Here is a 23189-nt window from a genome sequence, read left to right on the forward strand (position 1 = left end):
GTAATTTGTTTTTGTGAAGGAGGATACAATCCTAATGGCAAAAGAAAAATTTGAACGTACGAAACCGCATGTTAACATCGGTACAATCGGTCACGTTGACCATGGTAAAACTACTTTGACTGCTGCAATCACAAAAGTATTGGCTGAAAAAGGCCAAGCTGACTTCCAAGATTACAGTATGATCGATAAAGCTCCAGAAGAACGTGAACGTGGTATCACAATTAACACTGCACACGTTGAGTATGAAACTGCTAACCGTCACTATGCACACGTTGACTGCCCAGGCCATGCTGACTATGTTAAAAACATGATCACTGGTGCGGCTCAAATGGACGGCGCTATCTTGGTATGTTCCGCAGCTGACGGCCCTATGCCACAAACTCGCGAACACATCTTGTTGGCTCGCCAAGTTGGTGTTCCTGCAATCGTAGTATTCTTGAACAAAGCTGACATGGTTGACGACGAAGAATTGATCGAATTAGTAGAAATGGAAGTTCGTGAACTTCTTTCTTCCTATGAATTCCCTGGCGACGAAGTACCTATCGTTGTAGGTTCCGCTTTGAAAGCTTTGGAAGGCGACGCTCAATATGTAGCTAAAATCGACGACTTGATGGACGCTGTAGACTCCTACATCCCAACACCAGTTCGTGATACTGACAAACCTTTCTTGATGCCTGTAGAGGACGTTTTCACAATCACTGGTCGTGGTACAGTAGCAACTGGCCGTGTTGAACGTGGTCAAGTAAACGTTGGGGATACTATCGAAGTAGTAGGCTTGAAAGAAAAAGCTGAACAATACGTAGTAACTGGTCTTGAAATGTTCCGTAAAGTGTTGGATTCTGCAGTAGCAGGTGACAACGTAGGTGCATTGCTTCGTGGTGTTGACCGTAAAGACATCGAACGTGGTCAAGTATTGGCTAAACCAGGTTCCATCAAACCACACACAAAATTCAAAGCAGAAGTTTACGTATTGACTAAAGAAGAAGGTGGCCGTCATACTCCATTCTTCTCCAACTACCGTCCACAATTCTACTTCCGTACAACAGACGTAACAGGTGTTGTAAACCTTCCTGAAGGTGTAGAAATGTGTATGCCTGGCGATAACGTAACAATGAACATCGAATTGATTACACCAATCGCTATTGAAGAAGGTCTTCGTTTCGCGATTCGCGAAGGTGGCCATACAGTAGGCGCTGGCGTAGTAACAGCAATCGAAGGTTAATTTATAATCTTTGTAGTAAATAGGACCCCAATTGGGGTCCTATTTTTGTATTAATTTATATATTGTTTATTGTATATGTAACCAAAGATACAGAATCATTCTACTAATAGTGCTACTATAAACTCAAGGAGAGCAAGGGCTCTCCTTTTGTGTTTTTATAGAAAAGGAGGTAATGTGATGGGTGAATACAAAAAGTATTGGATAGCCGTAGTAGCCGTTCTTATTATTGGTTTTTCTATTCTTGGTTATCTAGGTACTGATGTGTATCATCAAGCACCGCCAGTGCCGACTGCGTATGTATCTCAAGATGGACAGGTCTTGTTCACTAAGGAAGATATTTTACATGGTCAATCGGCATGGCAATCTACAGGTGGTCAATCGGTAGGGACCGTTTTAGGTCATGGCGCATATCAAGCGCCTGACTGGACAGCAGATTGGTTACATAAAGAAGTATCCGTGATGTTGGATATTAAATCTCAAGAGGCTTTTGGGGTTCTTTATGACCAATTGGTACCTGCACAACAAGCAGCTATTAAAGAAGTTGTGAAAAAAGAGTATTTAGGTAGTGCAGTCCGTGAAGATGGAACTGTTGTCTTATCTCCAGAACGAATTACGGCAATGAATTTAACTGGTCGTTATTTTGTTGAGTTGTACGGTGATAATCCTGATTTAACATTGACTCGTGATCATTTTGCGATGAAGGATAACACACTACCTGAGTTACAAGATCGCATTGATATGGCACGCTTCTTCTTCTGGACTACTTGGATGGCATCTACGCAACGTCCTGGTACAGATGCAACGTATACAAACAACTGGCCACATGAACCTTTGTTGGATCATAACCCTACACCTGAAAGTGTCGTATGGTCTGTTGTGAGTGTTATTATCTTATTATGTGGCATTGGTGTAGTTGTATGGTTATGGGCCTTTGGTAAAAAGGATGATGAGCATGCATTGGTTCCGCCAACAGAAGATCCAATTAGCAAGATCACATTAACACCATCTCAACGTGCATTAGGTAAATATTTGTTTACAATTCTAGCATTGTTCTTATTCCAATTGGGGATGGGTGGGATTATTGCCCACTATACTGTAGAAGGTCAAGCGTTCTATGGTATTCCATTAGCACAATATTTCCCTTATTCTATTGCGCGTACATGGCATATTCAGGCATCTTTGTTCTGGATTGCTATGGCATTCTTGAGTGCTGGTCTATTCTTGGCACCAATCATTAATGGTGGTAAAGATCCTAAATATCAAAAGCTTGGGGTGGACATCTTATTCTGGGCTCTTGTAGTTCTTGTAGTAGGTTCCTTCGCTGGTACATATTTAGGCGTAGCACATCAAATTCCAGCAGCGTGGAATTTCCTTCTCGGACACCAAGGTTACGAATATATCGAGTTGGGTCGTATTTGGCAGTGGATTGAATACATTGGTATTTTATTCTGGCTTGTACTCATGATACGTAGCATTATTGGTGCCTTCAAGCAAAAAGGGGATAAAAACCTCATTGCAGCCTTCATATTCTCCGTTATCATGGTAGGTATCTTCTATGGTCCAGGGTTATTCTATGGTGAACATAGCCATTTGGCGATTATGGAGTATTGGCGTTGGTGGGTAATCCATCTTTGGGTTGAAGGCTTCTTCGAAGTATTCTCCACTACATTGATGGCATTTATCTTTGTTACATTAGGGCTTGTATCGTATCGTGCTGGTACAGTTGCGGCGATCTCTTCTGGGGCTATTTATCTCATCGGTGGTATCCCTGGTACATTCCATCATCTATACTTCACAGGTGTTACATCCACTATCGTGGCAACAGGCGCATCCTTCTCTGCGTTAGAAGTAGTACCACTTGTACTCTTAGGTTATGAAGCTTTTGAAAACTATACACGTCTTCATAGTGCTCCTTGGATGCATCGTCTAAAATGGCCTGTGTACTGCTTTATTGCGGTATCCTTCTGGAATCTAGTAGGTGCAGGGATCTTTGGTTTCTTGATTAATATGCCTGTATCCTTATTCTACATTCAAGGTCTTAATACGACTGCAGTACATGCGCATACAGCGTTGTTCGGCGTATATGGTTTCTTAAGCTTAGGCTTTGTATTCCTTATTGCTCGTTACATTCGACCTGAAGTAGAATTCAATGATAAACTGATGAAGTTTGGCTTCTGGGCTCTCAATATAGGCCTTGCCTTAATGGTACTCATTAGCTTGCTGCCAATAGGTCTTATTCAATCATGGGCAAGTGTTACAACTGGTTTGTGGTTTGCACGTAGCGAAGAATTCATGCAACAACCATTGTTACAAAACTTGCGTTGGGCTCGTCTAATTGGCGATACTATCTTAATAGTTGGTGCAGTAGCATTTTTCTGGCAAATTGTGAAAGTTCTATTTGCAAAGAAATCCTAATCTCCAAATAAGCTGTTTGATATATATTAAATAGCATTAATCATTACCATATATTCGCTCATATAATTGTATGCGTAAATGGCATACAATGTATGAAAAATATATGACCTTAAAGTACTCTATTAATGGCGTTCCTTTCTAGACAAGGAACGCCATTTTTTGTTATACTATCTCTGTCAGGTACATGTGCCTGGCTTTTTTGAGTTGCTCAAAAATCTTGACATTGCTTGCTACGTATGATATATTTCTTTAGTATGTAGTCGAGCGTTTTCGAGTACAAGAGACAGATTTAGTAAATATAAAGCGAGGTGTATCCGGATGCGTAATGCCATTACTTTAGCTTGCACAGATTGCAAACAACGCAACTATCAAACGAACAAGAACAAAAAGAACAATCCTGATCGTATTGAAATGATGAAATATTGCAAATTCTGCGGTAAACATACATTACACCGTGAAACAAAATAATTCTTATCATTCATTACCTGTTGATTTGAGGATGTGAAAAAATGGCAAAGTCTAACTCAGCAGTGCAGCAGCGTGGTGGATTTGGAAAATTCTTCCGCGGTGTGAAAGCTGAACTAAAAAAAGTAGTCTGGCCAACAAGAAAAGAGCTTATCAATTACACAATAGTAGTATTCTTAGTGACTGTATTCATCGCTTTGGTTATTGCTGTGCTTGATGGACTCTTCGCCCAACTTTTTAATACGTTGTTGCACTTTGTTGGATAAGGGGGCCATTACATGGAAGCAGATAAGAAGTGGTATGTAATTCATACCTATTCAGGCTACGAAAATAAAGTTAAAACCACTCTTGAACTTAAAGTTCAATCTATGGGCCTACAAGATGTGATTAGCCGTATTTTGGTACCTCTTGAGGACGAAATAGATGAAAAAGATGGGGTTAAAAAAGTAGTAAAACGTAAGATATTTCCTGGGTACGTATTGGTTGAAATGGAAGTTAACGACCGCTCTTGGTATGTTGTGCGCAACACGCCAGGTGTAACAGGTTTCGTTGGTTCTGCCACTAAACCAGTTCCACTTTCTGATTCCGAAGTAGAACATATACTTAAGTCTCAGGGCTTGGATAAGAAACCAACCATCAACGTCGACGTCGAAGTTGGTGAAACGGTGCGCATTACGTCCGGGGCCTTTGAAGATAAACTAGGTGTTATTACCGAACTTAACCCTGAAAAAGGAACATTAAAACTTAACGTGGAAATGTTCAACCGAGATACCGAGGTAGAGGTAGAGTTCTCTCAAATTGAGAAAGCTCTTTAATATATAAATATAACTCTAAAAAGAGCAATCGATTTTGGTTGCCAGTGGGAGGATGTATATCCGTTACCACCACAGTATAAGCATAGGAGGTTTAATTACCCATGGCTAAGAAATTAGTTAAACAAGTAAAACTACAAATTGAAGCCGCTAAAGCTACTCCAGCACCACCAGTTGGTCCTGCACTAGGTCAAGCAGGTGTTAACATCGTTGCTTTCACAAAAGAATTCAACGAACGTACTGCTAAACAAGCTGGCTTAATTATCCCAGTAGTTATTAACGTATATGAAGATCGTAGCTTCGACTTCATCACTAAGACTCCACCAGCTGCAGTATTGTTGAAAAAAGCTGCAGGTATTCCAAAAGGTTCTGGTGTACCTAACCGTGATAAAGTAGCAAAAGTAGGTCGCGATAAAGTTCGTGAAATTGCTGAATTGAAAATGCCTGACTTAAATGCTAATACCGTAGAACAAGGTATGCGCATGGTAGAAGGTACTGCTCGCAGCATGGGCATTGAAATCGTTGACTAATAAGCGTACGACTTGCGCATAAGGCGCAAATCGGTGGGAGGGAATTCCCGTTTGACCACATAAGGAGGATATTATAATGGCAAAAGTAGGTAAGAAATACGCTGAAGCAGTAAAACTTATTGAAGCTGGTAAGTTCTACGAACCAGTAGAAGCAATTGAGTTGGTTAAGAAAACTGCAACTGCAAATTTCGATGAAACAGTTGAAATCGCTTTCAACTTGAATGTCGACCCTAAATACGCTGATCAACAAGTTCGTGGTGCAGTAGTATTGCCTCATGGTACTGGCAAAACTAAACGCGTTCTTGTATTCGCAAAAGGCGACAATATTAAAGCAGCTGAAGAAGCTGGTGCAGATTTCGTAGGTTCTGAAGAGTTAGTAGCTAAAATCCAAGGTGGTTGGAGCGACTTCGACGTAGTAGTTGCTACACCAGACATGATGGGTCAAGTTGGCCGTCTTGGTAAAATCTTGGGTCCTAAAGGCTTGATGCCAAACCCTAAAGTTGGTACAGTAACTCCAGACGTTGCTCGTGCAGTAAACGAAATCAAAGCTGGTAAAATCGAATACCGTACTGATAAAGCAGGCATTATCTCTTGCTCCATCGGTAAAGCGTCTTTCGATGATGAAAAATTACTTGACAACTACCGTACAATCGTTGATACTATTATCAAGGCTAAACCTGTAGCAGCTAAAGGTCAATACATTAAATCTGTAACCTTGTCCGCTACAATGGGCCCTGGTGTGCCTTTGAACGTGTTCAAATTGAGCAACGTTACAAAAGAGCAATAATTAAATATGTCTCTTAGCTGTAGACGGCTGGTATGTATAATGGATGAAAATCCGCCCGCTGAGGCTGACACTAGAACAACCTAGTACTAGTTCGACCTCATCGCGTGCGATGGGGTCGTTTTTTACGCTAAGATAGTACATAGAGCACCAAAAAATCTATAAGGAGGTAATCTAATGGCTGTCACTGAATCAAAAAAAGCAATTGTTGCTCAAATGAAAGAAACTCTTTCTGAAGCAAAAGGTGCTGTATTGATTGGTTACTCTGGTTTGACAGTTGCTCAAGCAACTGAACTTCGTCGCAAAATGTTGGCTGAAGGTGTTGAATACAAAGTAATCAAAAATACTTTGACTCGTATCGCTGCAAACGAATTGAATCTTGAAGGTTTCTCTGAGCACTTAGAAGGTCCAACTGCATTGGCTACTTCTAAAGAGGATGCTGTTGCACCTGCTCGTGTAATCGAACAATTCATCAAAACAACTGATAAAGAAGTTGTTACAGTTAAAGCTGGTATCGTTGAAGGCGAAGTTATGGACGCTGCTGGCATCAAAGCAATTGCAAATCTTCCAAACCGCGAAGGTATGCTTTCCATGTTGCTTTCCGTATTGCAAGCTCCTGTTCGCAACGTTGCATACGCTGTCAAAGCTGTTGCAGAAGCAAAACCTGCAGAATAATAATTACAAAGAATTATTCGTCGGCCGCATGAGGCTGGCACTATAAACTAATTTATGGAGGATACTTAAAATGGCATTGAACATTGAAAACATCGTTGCTGAATTAAAAGAAGCAACTATTCTTGAACTTAATGATCTTGTAAAAGCAATTGAAGAAGAATTTGGCGTAACTGCAGCAGCTCCTGTAGCTGTAGCAGCAGCTGGCGACGCTGGTGCTGGCGCAGCTAAAGATTCCTTCGACGTAATCTTGAAAGATGCTGGCGCATCCAAAATCAACGTAATCAAAGTTGTTCGTGAAGCAACTGGTCTTGGCTTGAAAGAAGCTAAAGCTATCGTTGACGGCGCTCCTGCACCTGTAAAAGAAGGCGTAGCTACTGAAGCAGCTGAAGCTTTGAAAGCTCAATTGGAAGAAGCTGGCGCAACTGTAGAATTGAAATAATTCTAGCCATAATAAAAGGCGTACCTTTGGGTACGCCTTTTTTGTTTAGTTACTGAATTTGATAAATTCTAGCTGCTCCGCTTTTACCAACTTCTGTTGCTATTATATTGATCGGGGAACTAGTAAATTCTTTGATATATTTATTTGGCACAATAATGATAGCACCTTTTTCTATGGATACTCTTTTTTCAAACTCCTCTACTGTTATGGTTGGCATTAATGTTTTGCCTGCTGTCCATAGAGGGTTATCTGTAGTATGTACAAATACTTGTGTTGGTGTATCTCCGGTATAATACAAAATTGATGTATAGTATGTACTGTATATATAGGTAGGTTGCATATTTGATTCAATATATGGTTTGAATTGAATCCCGGATTGATCAAATAAAATAGGGGTTACCGTTATAGTGATTGCCGTATACAAAATGGTTAATGGTGTAGCTAAACATATAGATAGTGGTAAATTCTTGTTTCTATACTGTTTTACTAATAGTATAAAGAATACTGTTGTGGTTAATGCAATGATTAGTGGTATTGGATTTAATTCAGGTGTTACTATGCTGGCTACTAGGAATAAGAGGACATATATTGCTAATGGAATGGTAACAATATATTTAAAACTAGTACTCTTATTGTAAAAGCTATTTGTAATAGCCTCAGCTCCCCAGATAATACAAGGGATTATTGCTGGTAAAGTATAGGTTATATATTTGGTCGCTACTAGAGAATAAAATAATACAATCACTATAAACCAGATAGCACCAAGAAGATAAAAATTTTCTTTCCATTTAATACTTTTGAGTCTGTAAATTACTGCTGGTGTCCAAGGTAACAGTGCAAGAGGAACAATGATTAGGTAATAATACCAAACATTGAATTTTGGATGCTCAGATACAAGTGCTCGCTCCATGTTGTGAAGTCCTAGGAAACCAGATATGAATTCCTGACCGTGAATCGAGTACATAGCGATGTACCAGGGACTGGCAATAACTATAAATAAGAGAATTCCCAAAGGATTAAAAAGTAATGTAATATCCTTAGCGAGTGAGTAATCATCCTTATCTTTTTGAGTGAACCATCGTGCAGCAATGAATAGTAATAGTATTAATCCAGGCAGAACAATACCAACTGGACCCTTAGTTACAACAGCTAAGGCTGCTGCCCCATAGGCTTTTACCATGGAATGTTTATCGTTCTTGGTGAAAGCTAGATAAGCATAGCCGAATATGGCTAGTGAAAAGAAGAAGAGGAAGCCGTCTGTTATGACTGCGTGGGAAATGTACCAGAACTGTAAGGCACTAAATAAAAGTATGGCACTTGTTACTGCTATATGCGTGGACTCTTTGATGCGATACACAAGATGGTACATAAGCGCTACACTACCACCGGCAATGAGTGTATTCGGTATACGCGATGTAAAGTCAGATATGCCGAATAGTTTATAGCTTATCATGAGCGCCCAATAGGTGAGGGGCGGTTTATCATACCAGACTTGGTCATATATCATGGGCGATATCCATGAGTTATGCTTTAGCATTGTAATAGCAGATAATACATAGTTGGATTCAACCGGATCGGTTATGGGAAGATAAGCATTATAGAAACCGTAACTCAGTACGGTTAATAAAAATAGCGCACCTATGCGCAGCATGTGATTGTTAATCATAGTGACTCCTTACTTACGTAGTTTATATTATTGTACTATAGGGCGTGTAATAATTAAACCAATGAAAGATAAAGGTTTTATCAATATGGAAATAGTTACAAAAAAAATTATTTATGAAATAATATATTGTATAGAATATTGTTTGTACAGAATACATGAAATGACTTTTATGTATACAAAATACATGCTATAATGAGCGCGTAAGATAAAACCGTTCCATTGAAATACTATTTTGTATAAAAATAGTAGAAAGAGGATTTATTATGAGAAAAGAACATGATTTCTTAGGTGAATTAGAAGTAGCTGATGAATTATATTACGGTGTACAAACAATTCGTGCATTAGAAAACTTCCATATTACAGGTAAACACTTGGACCAAGACTTTATCAAAGCATTGGCAATGGTTAAAAAAGCATCTGCTTTAGCGAATATGAAAACTGGTCGCTTAAATGTATCTATTGGTAAAGCTATTGTACAAGCTGCAGACGAAGTAATTGAAGGTCAATTTGCGGACCAATTCCCTGTTGATCCAATTCAAGGTGGCGCAGGTACTTCTGTAAATATGAATATGAACGAAGTATTGGCTAACCGTGCTTGTGAAATTTTGGGTCATCCAAAAGGAAGCTATGATATTGTAAGCCCTAACAACCATTGTAATATGGCACAATCCACAAATGATGCTTTCCCAACAGCAATCAAGGTATGTGCGATTTTGAAATCTAAACCTTTACTTGAAGCCTTACAACGCCTTGTTGATGAACTTGAGAAAAAGGCTGATGAATATAGCGAAATTTTGAAAATGGGTCGTACTCATTTACAAGATGCGGTGCCAATTACATTAGGCCAAGAAATGGGTGCCTATGCATCTGGTGTTCGCCGCGGTATTAAACGTATTAAATCTGCCGTTGAAGGTGCACATGTAATTAACATGGGTGCTACTGCAGTTGGTACAGGCCTTAACGCGGAACCTAATTATATTCATGATGTAGCATACGAACTTAGTGAAGTAGTAGGCGAACCATTCTACACAGCTGAAAACTTAATTGATGCTACCAACAATACAGATATCTTTGCTGATATCTCCAGTGGTTTGAAAGTTACTGCTCTTGTATTGATTAAAATGGCAAACGACTTCCGCTTGATGGCTTCTGGTCCTCGCTGTGGTATTGGGGAATTAAAATTACCTGCTCGTCAACCTGGTTCCTCCATCATGCCAGGCAAGGTTAACCCTGTTATCGCCGAAGTGTTGAACCAAGTATGTTATCAAGTTATCGGTAATGACTTAACAATTACATTGGCTGTAGAAAATGGTCAATTCGAATTGAACGTAATGGAACCTGTATTGGCTTACAATTTGTTCAATAATCTTTGCTACCTCAAAAACGGTGTAAATACATTCGTTGATAAATTACTCGTAGATCTTGAAGTAGATCGTGAACAATGCGAATACTGGTTGAATCGTTCCGTTGGTATCGTAACAGCATTGTTGCCACACCTTGGGTATGAAACAGCATCTTCTCTTGCAAAAGAAGCCTATACTACTGGTCGTGCTATCCGTGATATCATCTTGGAAAAAGGTTTGTTGACTGAAGATGAAATCAATCATATCCTTTCTCCTAAAGAAATGACTCGCCCTGGTATTGCTGGTGCTAATCTTTTAAAACAAAAAGGCAACTAACATAGTAAGTTGTTTTGATACATGAATAAAGCATGAAAATGAAAGACTGTCAACCCTTTTGGTTGACAGTCTTTTTTAATACTGATAGAATTATATATTGCAAAAGTAGCGTTTCCTGCTTTTGGATATAAAAACTATAACTTGAATAGTGATTAGGTTTTCTTCCAAGGTTGTGCTTGGTTAATGGAAAGCAAGGTTATTTTTGAAAATGAAATGGGCCTTGCTTTATTTGACGTTATCCGAGCAGGAAAACTGAGACCTGTAAGATGTCTTTTCCGTGCCGTTATAGAAAATGGTAGACCAGTGTGTTTTGATAGGGGTGAAAGCAAATATGTTCAAACCTGAACAGGTAGGCAAACGAACTCGTTATACGTACGCAAAAATTAACGAAGTTATCAAGATGCCGCATTTATTGGACATTCAGCGTAAATCGTATGAGTGGTTCTTGGAGAGTGGTTTACAAAATATTTTCAACGATATTTCTCCGATTAAAGACAATTCAGGTAATCTAGTACTTTCTTTCGAAGGTTTCAGCTTAGGTGAACCTAAGTATGATATTAATGAATGTAAAAACCGTGATGCTACTTACGCAGCACCACTTCGTGTAAATATTCGCTTAGTAAATAATGATCCAGAAAATATGGACATTAAAGAACAAGAAGTATTCATGGGCGATTTCCCATTGATGACTGACACAGGTACTTTCATCATCAATGGTGCAGAACGTGTAATCGTATCCCAATTGGTACGTTCTCCAGGCGTTTACTACAATAAAGAAATCGATACAATGGGTAACCGTTTGTACGATTCCACAGTTATTCCTAACCGTGGCGCATGGATCGAGCTTGAAACTGATGCAAGCGAAGTTGTGGCTGTTCGTATTGACCGTAACCGTAAATTACCAGCTACTGTATTGGTACGTGCATTAGGTTGGGATACTAATGAAAGCATCCTCGACCTCTTCTGGAATGGTAAAACTGATGAAGATGGTTTGCCAGTATATGATGAACGCATCGTTCGTACATTAGAAAAAGATACAACTCAATCTGCTGATGAAGCATTGGTTGAAATCTATAAAAAATTACGTCCAGGCGAACCTCCTACAGTAGAGTCTGCTCGTAACTTGTTCGATAACTTGTTCTTCGATGCACGCCGTTATGACTTAGCGCGCGTTGGTCGTTACAAATTGAACAAAAAACTTGGCTGGCGTCAACGTATGTTGGGTCAAACATTGGCTCAACCAATCGTAGATCCAGAAACTGGCGAAATCATTCTTGATGCAGGTGTACAAGTTGGGGAAGAACAACTTGATATCGTTGCTAATAGCCATGTATTCGATGGTGAAGGTTTCGCTGAGTTCTACATCGTAAATAACGATGGTGTAGAATCTAAAGTTATCTGTAACAACTGCAACTTGCCATACGATCACCGTACAGTCACAAGAGAAGATATGATCGCTAACATCTCTTACTTGCTCAACCTTATGGATGGCGCAGGTCATACAGATGATATCGACCACTTGGGTAACCGTCGTCTTCGTTGTGTAGGTGAATTGTTGCAAAACCAATTCCGTATTGGTTTAACTCGTATGGAACGTGTTGTTCGTGAACGTATGACAATTCAAGAAATCGAATCTATCACGCCTCAAGCGTTGATTAACATTCGCCCTGTAGTGGCAGCAATCAAAGAATTCTTTGGTTCTTCTCAATTGTCTCAGTTCATGGACCAAACAAACCCATTAGCAGAATTGACTCATAAACGTCGTCTATCTGCCCTTGGCCCTGGCGGTTTATCTCGTGAGCGTGCAGGCTTCGAAGTTCGTGACGTGCATCACTCTCACTATGGCCGTATGTGTCCAATCGAAACTCCAGAAGGTCCAAACATCGGTTTGATCAACTCCTTGTCTAACTACGCGAAAGTAAATGAATTTGGTTTCATTGAGGCTCCATACCGTAAAGTAGAAAAAATCTATGGTACAGGTGCCGATGCAGACAAAGTTGTAAAAGTTCGTGTCACTGATTCCGTTGTATATATGACAGCTGATGAAGAAGAAGGCATGACAATTGCCCAAGCGAACTCCCCAATCGATGGTGAAGGTTACTTTACTAATGAACACGTTGCTTGTCGTCGTGGTCATGATGTATTGGAAGTTACACCTGATAAGGTAGACTACATGGACGTTAGTCCAAAAGAAGTTGTATCCATCGGTACAGCTATGATTCCATTCCTTGAAAATGATGATGCTAACCGTGCCTTGATGGGTGCGAACATGCAACGTCAAGCGGTACCACTCTTGCGCGCTCAAGCTCCACTTGTTGGTACAGGTATGGAATATACAGCAGCTACTGACTCCGGCGTTTGCGTACTTGCTCGTGAAGCTGGTAAAGTTGTACGTTGCTGGGGTAATGAAATCCACGTTCTTCGCGATAGCGATGGTCGTGTTGATACATACCGTTTGAATAAATTCCTTCGTTCTAACCAATCCACATGCTTTAACCAAAAACCAATCGTTAATCGTGGCGACCATGTTGTAAAAGGCCAAGTATTGGCTGACGGTCCTGCTACTGATGGCGGTGAATTGGCGTTAGGTTATAACGTTCTTGTAGCGTTCATGCCTTGGGAAGGTTATAACTACGAAGATGCGATCTTGCTTAGTGAAGAACTTTGCAAAGAAGATATCTATACATCCATTCATATTGAAGAGTACGAATGCGATGCGCGTGACACTAAATTAGGTGCCGAAGAAATTACTCGTGAATTACCTAATACTGGTGATGACACACTTAAAAACCTTGATGAAGATGGTATCATCTGCATTGGTGCAGAAGTACACCCTGGCGACATTCTCGTAGGTAAAGCTACACCAAAAGGTGAAACTGAATTAACACCTGAAGAACGCTTATTGCGCGCTATCTTTGGCGACAAAGAACGCGAAGTGCGCGACACATCCTTGCGCGTACCTCATGGCGAATCTGGTAAAGTTGTAGACGTTAAAGTCTTCACTCGTGAAAACGGTGACGAATTACAACCAGGTGTAAATAAACTTGTTCGCGTATACATCGCTCAAAAACGTAAGATTCACGAAGGCGATAAAATGGCGGGCCGTCATGGTAACAAAGGTGTCGTTTCTCGTGTTATGAGAAAAGAAGATATGCCATTCCTTCCAGATGGTACTCCAGTACAAATCGTATTGAACCCATTGGGCGTACCTTCTCGTATGAACATCGGTCAGGTTCTTGAAACTCACTTGGGTTGGGCTGTTCAAGGCTTAGGTATGAAAATCAAAGCTACAGACCTTCACATCCAAAACGTGTTGAAAGAAGCTCGCACTGATGCATCTTACTGGGAACAAATTGACGCTATTCGCGGCTTATATGCTGAAATTGAAGAATTAGAAGCAAAAGCTAAAGAAGATGTGACTGTTCCTCATTTCGATATCGATGAAAAAATCATCGACTTGAAATCTCAAATTCTTGGTCATGTAGAATCTGCAGCGCAAAAGAAACTTGAAGCTCTTGGCGGCGAAGCTCGTTATCAAGAACTTAAAGCTATTGAAGCTAAATACAATGCACTTCATGTAGAATTCTTCGATTCTGAAGAAGACGCTCCAGAAATGGATCCAGCTCTTGTAGAAGAATTAGAAGCTATTAATAAAGTTAAAACTACATTGAACCATATTGAATCTGCTCGTGCTAAACGCGTTGAAATTCGTCATGAACTCGAAGGCCTTGGTTACGATTATGAAACATATGGCATGCCAAAACCAGATGTAGCTGGTATTCACATTGCTACACCTGTATTTGATGGTGCGCATGAAAAAGACGTATTTGAAACATTAGGCATTGCTGGTCGTTCCGATGATGGTAAAACAGTATTGTACGATGGTCGTACTGGTGAACCTATGGATAACCGTGTAACTGTTGGTTACGTATACATGCTTAAACTCCATCACTTGGTTGATGATAAAATCCATGCTCGTTCCACAGGTCCGTACTCCCTTGTTACACAACAACCATTGGGCGGTAAAGCTCAATTCGGTGGTCAACGTTTCGGGGAAATGGAAGTTTGGGCTCTCGAAGCATATGGCGCAGCTTATACACTTCAAGAGCTATTAACTGTTAAGTCTGACGACGTTGTTGGTCGTGTGAAAGCATACGAAAAAATCGTTAAAGGCGAAAACATCCCTGAACCAGGTGTACCTGAGTCCTTCAAGGTATTGCTCAAAGAACTTCAAAGTATTGGTCTTGATGTAAAAATCTTGAATGAAGATCAAGAAGAAGTTGTTATGAAAGAACTTGATGACGAAGATGAAGTGGTAGAAACTGGCATTGAAGAAGTTATGGAAGGCAGTGCAGTAGAAACTGATGAAGTAACTGTAGTAGAGCCAGAAGTAGAGGAAGAAGCACCTGCTGATAACGGCGGTGAAGACGATATCCTTAGCCAATTGGCGTTCCCAATGGGCGATTCCTCTAACGATGAAGACTAAAACTATCTATAAGGAAGGGAGCGATAGTAGTGCTAGACGTAAATGAATTCGATTCCATGCGAATCGGTTTAGCCTCTCCAGAGCAGATCTTAGCTTGGTCTCATGGGGAAGTTAAGAAACCTGAAACTATTAACTACCGTACGTTGAAGCCAGAACGTGATGGTCTATTCTGCGAACGCATTTTTGGACCAACAAAGGACTGGGAATGTCACTGCGGCAAATATAAACGCATTCGCCATAAAGGCGTAGTCTGCGATAAATGTGGTGTAGAGGTTACACGTGCAAAAGTACGTCGTGAACGTATGGGCCATATCCAATTGGCTACTCCTGTATCTCACATTTGGTACTTTAAAGGTATCCCATCCCGCATGGGCCTAATCCTTGATGTATCTCCACGTTCCTTGGAACGCGTATTATACTTTGCTTCCTACATCGTAGTAGATCCAGCTGGTACTCCATTGGCAAAACGCCAATTGTTGTCCGAGCAAGAGTACCGCGAATATGAAGCTCAATTTAACGAAGACGGTTATACTATCGGTGGTAAATCCGTCGTAATCGAAACAGTAGCTCAACGTAACGAACGTTTGGCTATTGTTCGCGAAGCACAACGCAAAGAGCGCTATAATGCGGCTCTTCGCGATGATGCAACAATCCCAGAAGCAGATAAAGAATACGAAGAATTAACTCGTGAAGAGCGTTATGAATTGGGCGCTGCTGAAGAGGTTCTCTTCGCATGTATCGACATGGGTGCTGAGGCTGTAAAAGCTCTCTTAGCAGAACTTGATCTTGAAGCATTGAATGCTGAATTGCGCGAAGAATTGAACACTGCTAGTGGTCAACGTAAAATCCGTGCAGTTCGTCGTTTAGAAGTAGTAGAAGCATTCCGTCAATCTGGTAACCGACCAGAATGGATGATTATGGACATCGTTCCAGTTATCCCACCTGAATTGCGCCCTATGGTTCAATTAGATGGTGGTCGTTTCGCTACATCTGACCTCAATGATTTGTACCGTCGTGTTATCAACCGTAACAACCGTTTGAAACGTTTGTTAGACTTAGGTGCTCCTGATATCATCGTGCGCAACGAAAAACGTATGCTTCAAGAAGCTGTTGACGCATTGATCGATAATGGCCGCCGTGGTCGTCCTGTAACAGGTCCTGGTAACCGTCCATTGAAATCCTTGTCCGATATGCTTAAAGGTAAACAAGGTCGTTTCCGTCAAAACTTGCTTGGTAAACGTGTTGACTACTCTGGTCGTTCCGTTATCGTAGTAGGTCCTGAACTTAAAATGCACCAATGTGGTTTGCCTAAAGAAATGGCATTGGAATTGTTCAAACCTTTCGTTATGAAACGTTTGGTAGAACGCGGTCAAGCATCCAACATCAAGGCTGCTAAACGCCAAGTTGAAAGAATTGGTCCTGGTGTATGGGAATCCTTGGAAGAGGTAATCAAAGAACATCCAGTTCTCTTGAACCGTGCCCCTACATTGCATAGACTTGGTATTCAAGCATTCGAACCAATCCTTTGGGAAGGCCGTGCTATCAAATTGCATCCATTAGTATGTACAGCCTTCAACGCCGACTTTGACGGTGACCAAATGGCGTGTCACTTACCATTGTCCGTAGAAGCACAAGCAGAAGCTCGTACATTGATGCTTTCTAGCCATAACATCTTGTCTACGAAAGACGGTAAACCAGTAGCAGTACCTTCTCAAGATATGATCTTGGGTACATACTACTTAACAGTTGTACGCGAAGATACTCGTGATAAAGCAAAAACATTTGCTACTTATGACGAAGTAATGCTTGCATACGAGTCTCATATCATTGGCTTGCAAGATATCCTTTATATCCGTTTACCTGACCATGGCCGTGTAGAAACTACAGCTGGTCGCTTAATCTTCAACAATGCATTATTCCCAGAATTATGGCAATACGAAAAACGTGAAGATGGCACTTACTCTTTAGGTAAGGTTATGGATAAGAAAACAGTTGGTAAATTGGTTGACCAATGCTTCCAATTGTTTGGCAATGAAAAAACTGCAGAACTCTTGGACCGTATCAAATCCTTGGGTTACTCCTTCGCTCGTCGCGCAGGTATGACTGTAGCTATTGCAGATATTAAAGTACCAGAAGTAAAAACTGGTTTATTAGACACAGCAGAGCAAGAAGTAGAAAAAGTATCTCGCTTGTATCGCCGTGGTCTTATTACAGAAGAAGAACGTTACCGTAAAACTATCCAATTGTGGACTCAAGCAACAGAAGATGTTACTGATGCCATGATGGATAATATGGCGCGCGACAAAGATGGCTTCAACCCTGTTTACATGATGGCTATCTCTGGTGCCCGTGGTAACAAACAACAGATCCGTCAGCTTGCTGGTATGCGTGGTTTGATGGCCGATCCATCTGGTCGTATCATCGACTTGCCAATCAAAGCAAACTTTAAAGAAGGCTTGACTGTATTGGATTACTTTACATCCTCTCATGGTGCTCGTAAAGGTTTGGCAGATACAGCGCTTCGTACAGCTGACTCCGGTTACTTGACTCGTCGTCTTGTTGACGTATCTCAAGACGTTATCGTTCGTGAGGACGATTGTGACGTTGTAGGTATCGATCTCGTTCGTGAACGCGCTCGTTTGGCTACATCTCCACGTCAAGCATTGGAATTGTTGAAAGACAAGCTTATTGGTCGTGTTCTAGATAAAGATGTAGTGAATGTAGAAACAGGGGAACTTGTTGTACCTGCTGAAACTATCTTGGACGAACAATGCTTAGCTGATATTGCAGAATCCGGTGTTACATCTGTCGCATTGCGCGGTGCTCACCTAGGCTCTGATAGTGATATCAACCATACTAACTTGGTTCAAAAAATTATTCTTGGTGAAAGCGATGACAGCATCCGTGCAACATTAAAAGAAACTATGGTTCAAAATATGTTGAACAAGGATACTGTACAAGCAATTGTTGACAGTGAAGGTGTAGAAATCTTCCCTGCTAATACACGCCTCACTGAAGAAGGCATCGAAGCTATCCTTAACTCCGATGTAAAAGAAGTACAAGTACGCAACAACGAAATCCACGGTATTGAAGTGGAAGCAATCGTTGAAGGTACTGGTGTTATTGAACCATTAAAAGATCGTATCGTAGGCCGTATTGCAGCTGAAGAATTAGTTAATAAAGAAACTGGCGAAGTTATCGTTCCTCTTAACGGTGAAATCACAGAACCATTGGCTGATGAAGTTGTAAAACACTACGAAACAGTTAAAATCCGTTCCGTATTGACTTGCCGCAGCCCTTATGGCGTATGTCGCAAGTGCTATGGTCGCGACCTTGGTACAGGTGGTCAAGTTCAAGTTGGTGAAGCTGTAGGTATTATTGCAGCGCAATCCATCGGTGAACCTGGTACTCAGTTGACAATGCGTACATTCCATACAGGTGGTGTCGCAGGTGACGATATTACACAAGGTTTGCCACGTGTCGAAGAATTGTTCGAAGCGCGTAAACCAAAACGTAATGCTATCATCGCAGAAAACGAAGGTACAGTTCGCGTTGTACCTAACGAAGGTAAAAAAGGTACTAATACTATCTTCATCACTGGTGAGGACGGTATTGAACTCGATTACCTCATCCCTTATGGTTCCCGCATTATCGTTAAAGACGGTGATGTTGTATCCTTGGGCGCTCGTTTGACAGAAGGTTCTATCAACCCTCATGACATTATGCGCGTAATGGGTACTGAAGCAACTCAACGTTACCTCGTATACGAAGTACAAAAAGTATATAAATCTCAAGGTGTAGAAATTAACGATAAACATATCGAAGTTATCGTTCGTCAAATGCTTCATAAAGTAAAAGTTGAAACAGCTGGCGATGCTGATATGCTTCCAGGGGATATGGTCGACGTTAATACCTTTGACGAAGAAAACCGTCGTCTTACTCTTAATGGCCGTGAAAATGCTACTGGCAAACGTACATTATTGGGTATTACTAAAGCTGCTTTGGCAACGGATTCCTTCTTGTCTGCTGCGTCCTTCCAAGAAACAACACGTGTTCTTACAGATGCCGCTATTAAAGGTAAAATCGATCCATTATTGGGCTTAAAAGAAAACGTAATTATCGGTAAATTGATCCCTGCTGGTACTGGTATGAGCCGTTACCGTAAGATTGAGGTTGTTAAAAACACACCTGAAATTATCGATATTACAGAAGAATCTGCTGTAGAAGAATAATCTATAGGGATACTATAAAAGAGCGTGCCTTAAGGCGCGCTCTTTTTTATACTAAATATGTTCATCAGGCTGTAAGAAGCATATGGAATAAATAGAATAATAAATCTAATTAAATAGTCATTTTGAATATATGAAATAAAATAGATCAAATAAATGGCTAATTATAATTTAATTATATCTATTTTGCATACATAAAATGAGATGAATGAAAATATTATAAAATTTATGCATAAAAATGAGTGCAAAACACATAAATTTGTATAAAAATAACAAATGAGTTTATATAGTTCGATATAATGAAACGCACGGAAACGTGTACACATAAAATGCAGTTGTATAGCGGTGTAGACCGTCGAAAAACGTTTGACATGAGCTTGTGTAATTGATATACTTACAGAGTGCTCAGGGGCAAGTATGCCTAAGTAGCATAATTTCGTAAGGAGAATTTACTATGGACATTGCCCATCTGAAGTCGATGAACAAAACAATCGGTGCCAAGCAAACGTTGAAAAACATTGCACGAGGAACTGTGAAGTATGTGTTCGTAGGACGCGATAGTGATGAACGTGTAGTTGAACCTATACGAACAGCTTGTTCTGAACAGGGAATACCTGTGAATGATAAGCACACTATGGATGACCTCGGTCGTGCGTGTCGCATTAAGGTGCGGGCCACAGCGGTAGGTATCCTACGTTAATCTTGGTAATATCCGATGTAACACTTTGTTATGACGGATCAATTATAAATCTCAAATTTGGAAAGGAGGTGCCCAAATGCCAACAATTAATCAGCTAGTACGCAAAGGTCGCATGAGCTTGACTAAAAAATCTACAGCTCCAGCGCTTCAAGAATCTCCACAAAAACGTGGTGTATGTACTCGTGTGTACACAGCTACTCCAAAGAAACCAAACTCCGCGCTTCGTAAAGTTGCCCGTGTACGTTTGACAAACGCTATTGAAGTAACTGCTTACATCCCAGGCATTGGTCACAATTTACAAGAACACAGTGTTGTACTTATCAGAGGCGGTCGTGTAAAAGACCTTCCAGGTGTGCGTTATCACATCGTTCGTGGTGCATTGGATACAGCTGGCGTACAAAACCGTATGCAAAGTCGTTCCAAATACGGCGCGAAAAAAGCTAAAAAATAATTTTAGCCATTAAACGAAATTAACACACATCATTATAAAGGAGGAATTGAACATGCCAAGAAAAGGCCCTGTTCCGAAACGTGATGTACTTCCAGATCCGGTGTACAACAGCAAATTAGTAACACGTTTCATTAACAAAGTTATGTACGATGGCAAAAAAGGCATTGCTGAAACTATCGTATATGATGCATTCGAAATTATTCGTTCCAAAATGGGTCAAGACCCAATGGAAGTTTTTGATCAAGCATTGAAAAATGTTATGCCTGTACTTGAAGTACGTGCTCGCCGTATCGGTGGTGCTAACTATCAAGTGCCAGTTGAAGTTCGTGCTGATCGCCGTCAAACACTCGGTATTCGCTGGGTTGTTAACTACGCTCGTCTTCGTGGTGAACGCACTATGAAAGAACGCTTAGCAGGCGAATTGATGGACGCTTTCAACAATGCAGGCGCTGCAATCAAGAAAAAAGAAGATACTCATAAAATGGCAGAAGCTAATAAAGCATTTGCTCATTATCGTTGGTAATAAGAGGTGACAACTGTGGCAAGAGAGTTTTCCTTAGCAAAAACTCGTAATATCGGTATCATGGCCCACATCGATGCTGGTAAGACAACAACTACAGAACGTATCCTCTACTATACAGGTATCGTTCATAAGATCGGCGAAGTACATGAAGGCGCTGCTACGATGGACTGGATGGAGCAAGAACAAGAACGTGGTATCACAATCACTTCTGCTGCGACAACTTGTCAATGGAAAGAACATCGTATCAACATCATCGATACTCCTGGTCACGTTGACTTTACTGTAGAAGTAGAACGTTCTCTACGTGTACTTGACGGTTCTGTTGCGGTATTCAGTGCTAAAGGCGGCGTTGAACCACAATCCGAAACAGTATGGCGTCAAGCTTCTAACTACGGCGTACCTCGTATCGCTTATGTAAATAAGATGGATACTGTAGGTGCTGACTTCTTCAACGTAGTTGACATGATGAAAACTCGTTTGGGTGCAAATTCCGTAGCTATCCAAGTGCCAATCGGCGCTGAAGATACTTTCGAAGGCATCATCGACTTGATGACTATGAAAGCGGAAATTTACAAATCCGACGATGGTAAAGAATATGAAATCACTGATATCCCTGCTGAATATCAAGAAGTAGCAGAAGCTCGTCGCGAAATGATGATCGATGCTATCGCTGAAACAGACGACGATATCATGATGAAATACTTGGAAGGCGAAGAACTTACAGTAGAAGAATTGAAAGCAGCATTGCGTAAAGCTGTTATTGCTAACCAATTGTTCCCTGTACTTTGTGGTTCTTCCTACAAAAACAAAGGTGTACAAATGTTATTGGACGCTGTAATTGATTACATGCCAGCTCCAATCGACATTCCAGCTATTAAAGGTGTAGTTCCTGGTACTGAAGAAGAAACTACTCGTCCTTCTTCCGATGAAGAGCCATTCTCCGCATTGGCATTCAAAATCATGGCTGACCCTTATGTTGGTAAATTAGCGTTCTTCCGTGTGTACTCCGGTACATTGGAATCCGGTTCTTACGTTTTCAACTCCACTAAAGGTAAAAAAGAACGTATCGGCCGTATTCTTCAAATGCACGCTAACTCCCGTAAAGAAATCGAACGCGTATACTCTGGTGACATCGCTGCGGCGGTTGGTTTGAAGGATACTACTACAGGCGACACATTGTGTGATGAAAAAGCTCCTGTAATCCTTGAATCCATGGAATTCCCTGAACCAGTTATCTCCGTTGCTGTTGAACCTAAAACAAAAGCTGACCAAGAAAAAATGGGTACAGCTCTTGCACGTTTGGCAGAAGAAGATCCTACTTTCAAAGTTCGTACTGATGAAGAAACAGGTCAAACTATTATCTCCGGTATGGGGGAACTTCACTTGGATATCATCGTTGACCGTATGAACCGTGAGTTCAAAGTAGACTGCAACGTAGGTAAACCTCAAGTAGCATATCGCGAAACTATCCGTAAAGCTGTTAAAGCTGAAGGTAAATTCGTTCGTCAATCTGGTGGTCGTGGTCAATATGGTCACTGCTGGTTGGAATTGATTCCACAAGAACCAGGTGCTGGCTTCGAATTTGAAAATAAGGTCGTAGGTGGTGCAATTCCTCGTGAATACATCGGACCTGTAGAAAATGGTGTTAAAGAAGCTATGGAATCCGGTGTTATCGCTGGTTATCCAATGGTTGACATCAAAGTTATCGTATTTGACGGCTCCTACCATGACGTTGACTCCAACGAAATGGCCTTCAAAATTGCTGGTTCCATGGGCTTTAAAGAAGGTGCTCGCAAAGCAGATCCTGCATTGCTTGAACCATACATGTCCGTAGAAGTAGACGTTCCTGAAGAATACATGGGCGACGTTATCGGTGACTTGAACTCCCGTCGTGGTCGCATGGACGGCATGGAAGCTCGTAATGGTAACCAACATATCAAAGCATATGTTCCATTGAGCGAAATGTTCGGTTACGCAACTGACCTTCGTTCCAAAACTCAAGGTCGCGGTAACTACTCCATGACATTCGATCATTACGAAGAAGTTCCTAAGAAAATTGCTGAAGAAATTCAAGCAAAGAAAAACGGTTAATCTTATATTAGATTAATAGAAT

Annotated in this window: 17 protein-coding genes; 16 read left to right on the forward strand and 1 reads right to left on the reverse strand. The window is 40.8% G+C overall.

Features of this window, described 5'->3' with window-relative positions:
- Positions 1-34: 34 nt before the first annotated feature.
- The 9 genes from tuf to rplL all read left to right on the forward strand — a co-directional run bounded on the left by tuf (position 35) and on the right by rplL (position 7342).
- Entirely contained in the window at positions 35-1222 is a 1188-nt protein-coding gene (gene tuf, locus ACDF53_RS05225; protein ID WP_009351099.1) for an elongation factor Tu, read from the forward strand.
- 177 nt (positions 1223-1399) lie between these two features.
- Entirely contained in the window at positions 1400-3637 is a 2238-nt protein-coding gene (locus ACDF53_RS05230; RefSeq protein WP_370815672.1) for a nitric-oxide reductase large subunit, read from the forward strand.
- A 318-nt stretch (positions 3638-3955) separates the two neighbouring features.
- Positions 3956-4105 (forward strand): 50S ribosomal protein L33, encoded by a 150-nt coding sequence (rpmG, locus tag ACDF53_RS05235; protein ID WP_004693530.1) that lies wholly within the window; start codon positions 3956-3958, stop codon positions 4103-4105.
- 41 nt (positions 4106-4146) lie between these two features.
- Complete coding sequence (secE, locus tag ACDF53_RS05240; RefSeq protein WP_105097405.1) at positions 4147-4368, forward strand: preprotein translocase subunit SecE; 222 nt, start codon at positions 4147-4149, stop codon at positions 4366-4368.
- 12 nt (positions 4369-4380) lie between these two features.
- On the forward strand, positions 4381-4917 hold the full coding sequence (nusG, locus tag ACDF53_RS05245) for a transcription termination/antitermination protein NusG (protein WP_009351135.1): 537 nt from the start codon (positions 4381-4383) through the stop codon (positions 4915-4917).
- A 101-nt stretch (positions 4918-5018) separates the two neighbouring features.
- The gene (gene rplK / locus ACDF53_RS05250; protein WP_004693535.1) at positions 5019-5444 is read left to right on the forward strand and encodes a 50S ribosomal protein L11; all 426 of its coding nucleotides are present in this window, start codon (positions 5019-5021) and stop codon (positions 5442-5444) included.
- 76 nt (positions 5445-5520) lie between these two features.
- Entirely contained in the window at positions 5521-6231 is a 711-nt protein-coding gene (gene rplA / locus ACDF53_RS05255) for a 50S ribosomal protein L1 (RefSeq protein WP_005377180.1), read from the forward strand.
- Positions 6232-6405: 174 nt separating this feature from the next.
- Positions 6406-6903, forward strand: a complete 498-nt coding sequence (gene rplJ, locus ACDF53_RS05260; RefSeq protein ID WP_009351171.1) for a 50S ribosomal protein L10 — start codon at positions 6406-6408, stop codon at positions 6901-6903.
- 70 nt (positions 6904-6973) lie between these two features.
- Positions 6974-7342: a 50S ribosomal protein L7/L12 gene (rplL, locus tag ACDF53_RS05265; protein WP_009351212.1), complete on the forward strand. Its 369-nt coding sequence runs from the start codon at positions 6974-6976 to the stop codon at positions 7340-7342.
- Between the two features lie 49 nt (positions 7343-7391).
- Here the strand turns inward: rplL and ACDF53_RS05270 are convergent, their stop codons facing one another.
- Positions 7392-9008, reverse strand: coding sequence for an ArnT family glycosyltransferase (locus ACDF53_RS05270; protein ID WP_370815673.1), 1617 nt, complete (start codon positions 9006-9008; stop codon positions 7392-7394).
- A gap of 263 nt (positions 9009-9271) precedes the next feature.
- On the opposite strand from ACDF53_RS05270, the gene ACDF53_RS05275 reads away from it, so the two are divergent.
- The 7 genes from ACDF53_RS05275 (at position 9272) to fusA (ending at position 23167) form a co-directional block, all read left to right on the forward strand.
- Positions 9272-10687 (forward strand): aspartate ammonia-lyase, encoded by a 1416-nt coding sequence (locus tag ACDF53_RS05275; protein WP_178885497.1) that lies wholly within the window; start codon positions 9272-9274, stop codon positions 10685-10687.
- Positions 10688-11018: 331 nt separating this feature from the next.
- A complete protein-coding gene (rpoB, locus tag ACDF53_RS05280; RefSeq protein WP_295784064.1) occupies positions 11019-15173 on the forward strand; it encodes a DNA-directed RNA polymerase subunit beta in 4155 nt (1384 codons plus the stop codon).
- A gap of 29 nt (positions 15174-15202) precedes the next feature.
- On the forward strand, positions 15203-19405 hold the full coding sequence (rpoC, locus tag ACDF53_RS05285) for a DNA-directed RNA polymerase subunit beta' (RefSeq protein ID WP_370815674.1): 4203 nt from the start codon (positions 15203-15205) through the stop codon (positions 19403-19405).
- A 451-nt stretch (positions 19406-19856) separates the two neighbouring features.
- A complete protein-coding gene (locus tag ACDF53_RS05290) occupies positions 19857-20102 on the forward strand; it encodes a L7Ae/L30e/S12e/Gadd45 family protein (RefSeq protein ID WP_024064891.1) in 246 nt (81 codons plus the stop codon).
- Positions 20103-20178: 76 nt separating this feature from the next.
- Positions 20179-20553, forward strand: coding sequence for a 30S ribosomal protein S12 (rpsL, locus tag ACDF53_RS05295; RefSeq protein ID WP_004693554.1), 375 nt, complete (start codon positions 20179-20181; stop codon positions 20551-20553).
- 52 nt (positions 20554-20605) lie between these two features.
- Entirely contained in the window at positions 20606-21076 is a 471-nt protein-coding gene (gene rpsG, locus ACDF53_RS05300) for a 30S ribosomal protein S7 (protein WP_004693556.1), read from the forward strand.
- A gap of 15 nt (positions 21077-21091) precedes the next feature.
- The gene (gene fusA / locus ACDF53_RS05305) at positions 21092-23167 is read left to right on the forward strand and encodes an elongation factor G (protein ID WP_370815675.1); all 2076 of its coding nucleotides are present in this window, start codon (positions 21092-21094) and stop codon (positions 23165-23167) included.
- Positions 23168-23189 lie beyond the last annotated feature (22 nt).

This window comes from Veillonella sp. (assembly GCF_041333735.1).
Classification (GTDB): domain Bacteria; phylum Bacillota; class Negativicutes; order Veillonellales; family Veillonellaceae; genus Veillonella.

Coding starts and splice junctions, on each gene's coding strand:
- rpsG (WP_004693556.1), top strand. CDS start 20,606: ATGCCAAGAAAAGGCCCTGTTCCGAAACGTGATGTACTTCCAGATCCG.
- rpsL (WP_004693554.1), top strand. CDS start 20,179: ATGCCAACAATTAATCAGCTAGTACGCAAAGGTCGCATGAGCTTGACT.
- rplK (WP_004693535.1), top strand. CDS start 5,019: ATGGCTAAGAAATTAGTTAAACAAGTAAAACTACAAATTGAAGCCGCT.
- ACDF53_RS05270 (WP_370815673.1), bottom strand. CDS start 9,008: ATGATTAACAATCACATGCTGCGCATAGGTGCGCTATTTTTATTAACC.
- rpmG (WP_004693530.1), top strand. CDS start 3,956: ATGCGTAATGCCATTACTTTAGCTTGCACAGATTGCAAACAACGCAAC.
- secE (WP_105097405.1), top strand. CDS start 4,147: ATGGCAAAGTCTAACTCAGCAGTGCAGCAGCGTGGTGGATTTGGAAAA.
- rplL (WP_009351212.1), top strand. CDS start 6,974: ATGGCATTGAACATTGAAAACATCGTTGCTGAATTAAAAGAAGCAACT.
- ACDF53_RS05290 (WP_024064891.1), top strand. CDS start 19,857: ATGGACATTGCCCATCTGAAGTCGATGAACAAAACAATCGGTGCCAAG.
- rpoB (WP_295784064.1), top strand. CDS start 11,019: ATGTTCAAACCTGAACAGGTAGGCAAACGAACTCGTTATACGTACGCA.
- ACDF53_RS05230 (WP_370815672.1), top strand. CDS start 1,400: ATGGGTGAATACAAAAAGTATTGGATAGCCGTAGTAGCCGTTCTTATT.
- rplJ (WP_009351171.1), top strand. CDS start 6,406: ATGGCTGTCACTGAATCAAAAAAAGCAATTGTTGCTCAAATGAAAGAA.
- rplA (WP_005377180.1), top strand. CDS start 5,521: ATGGCAAAAGTAGGTAAGAAATACGCTGAAGCAGTAAAACTTATTGAA.
- nusG (WP_009351135.1), top strand. CDS start 4,381: ATGGAAGCAGATAAGAAGTGGTATGTAATTCATACCTATTCAGGCTAC.
- ACDF53_RS05275 (WP_178885497.1), top strand. CDS start 9,272: ATGAGAAAAGAACATGATTTCTTAGGTGAATTAGAAGTAGCTGATGAA.
- tuf (WP_009351099.1), top strand. CDS start 35: ATGGCAAAAGAAAAATTTGAACGTACGAAACCGCATGTTAACATCGGT.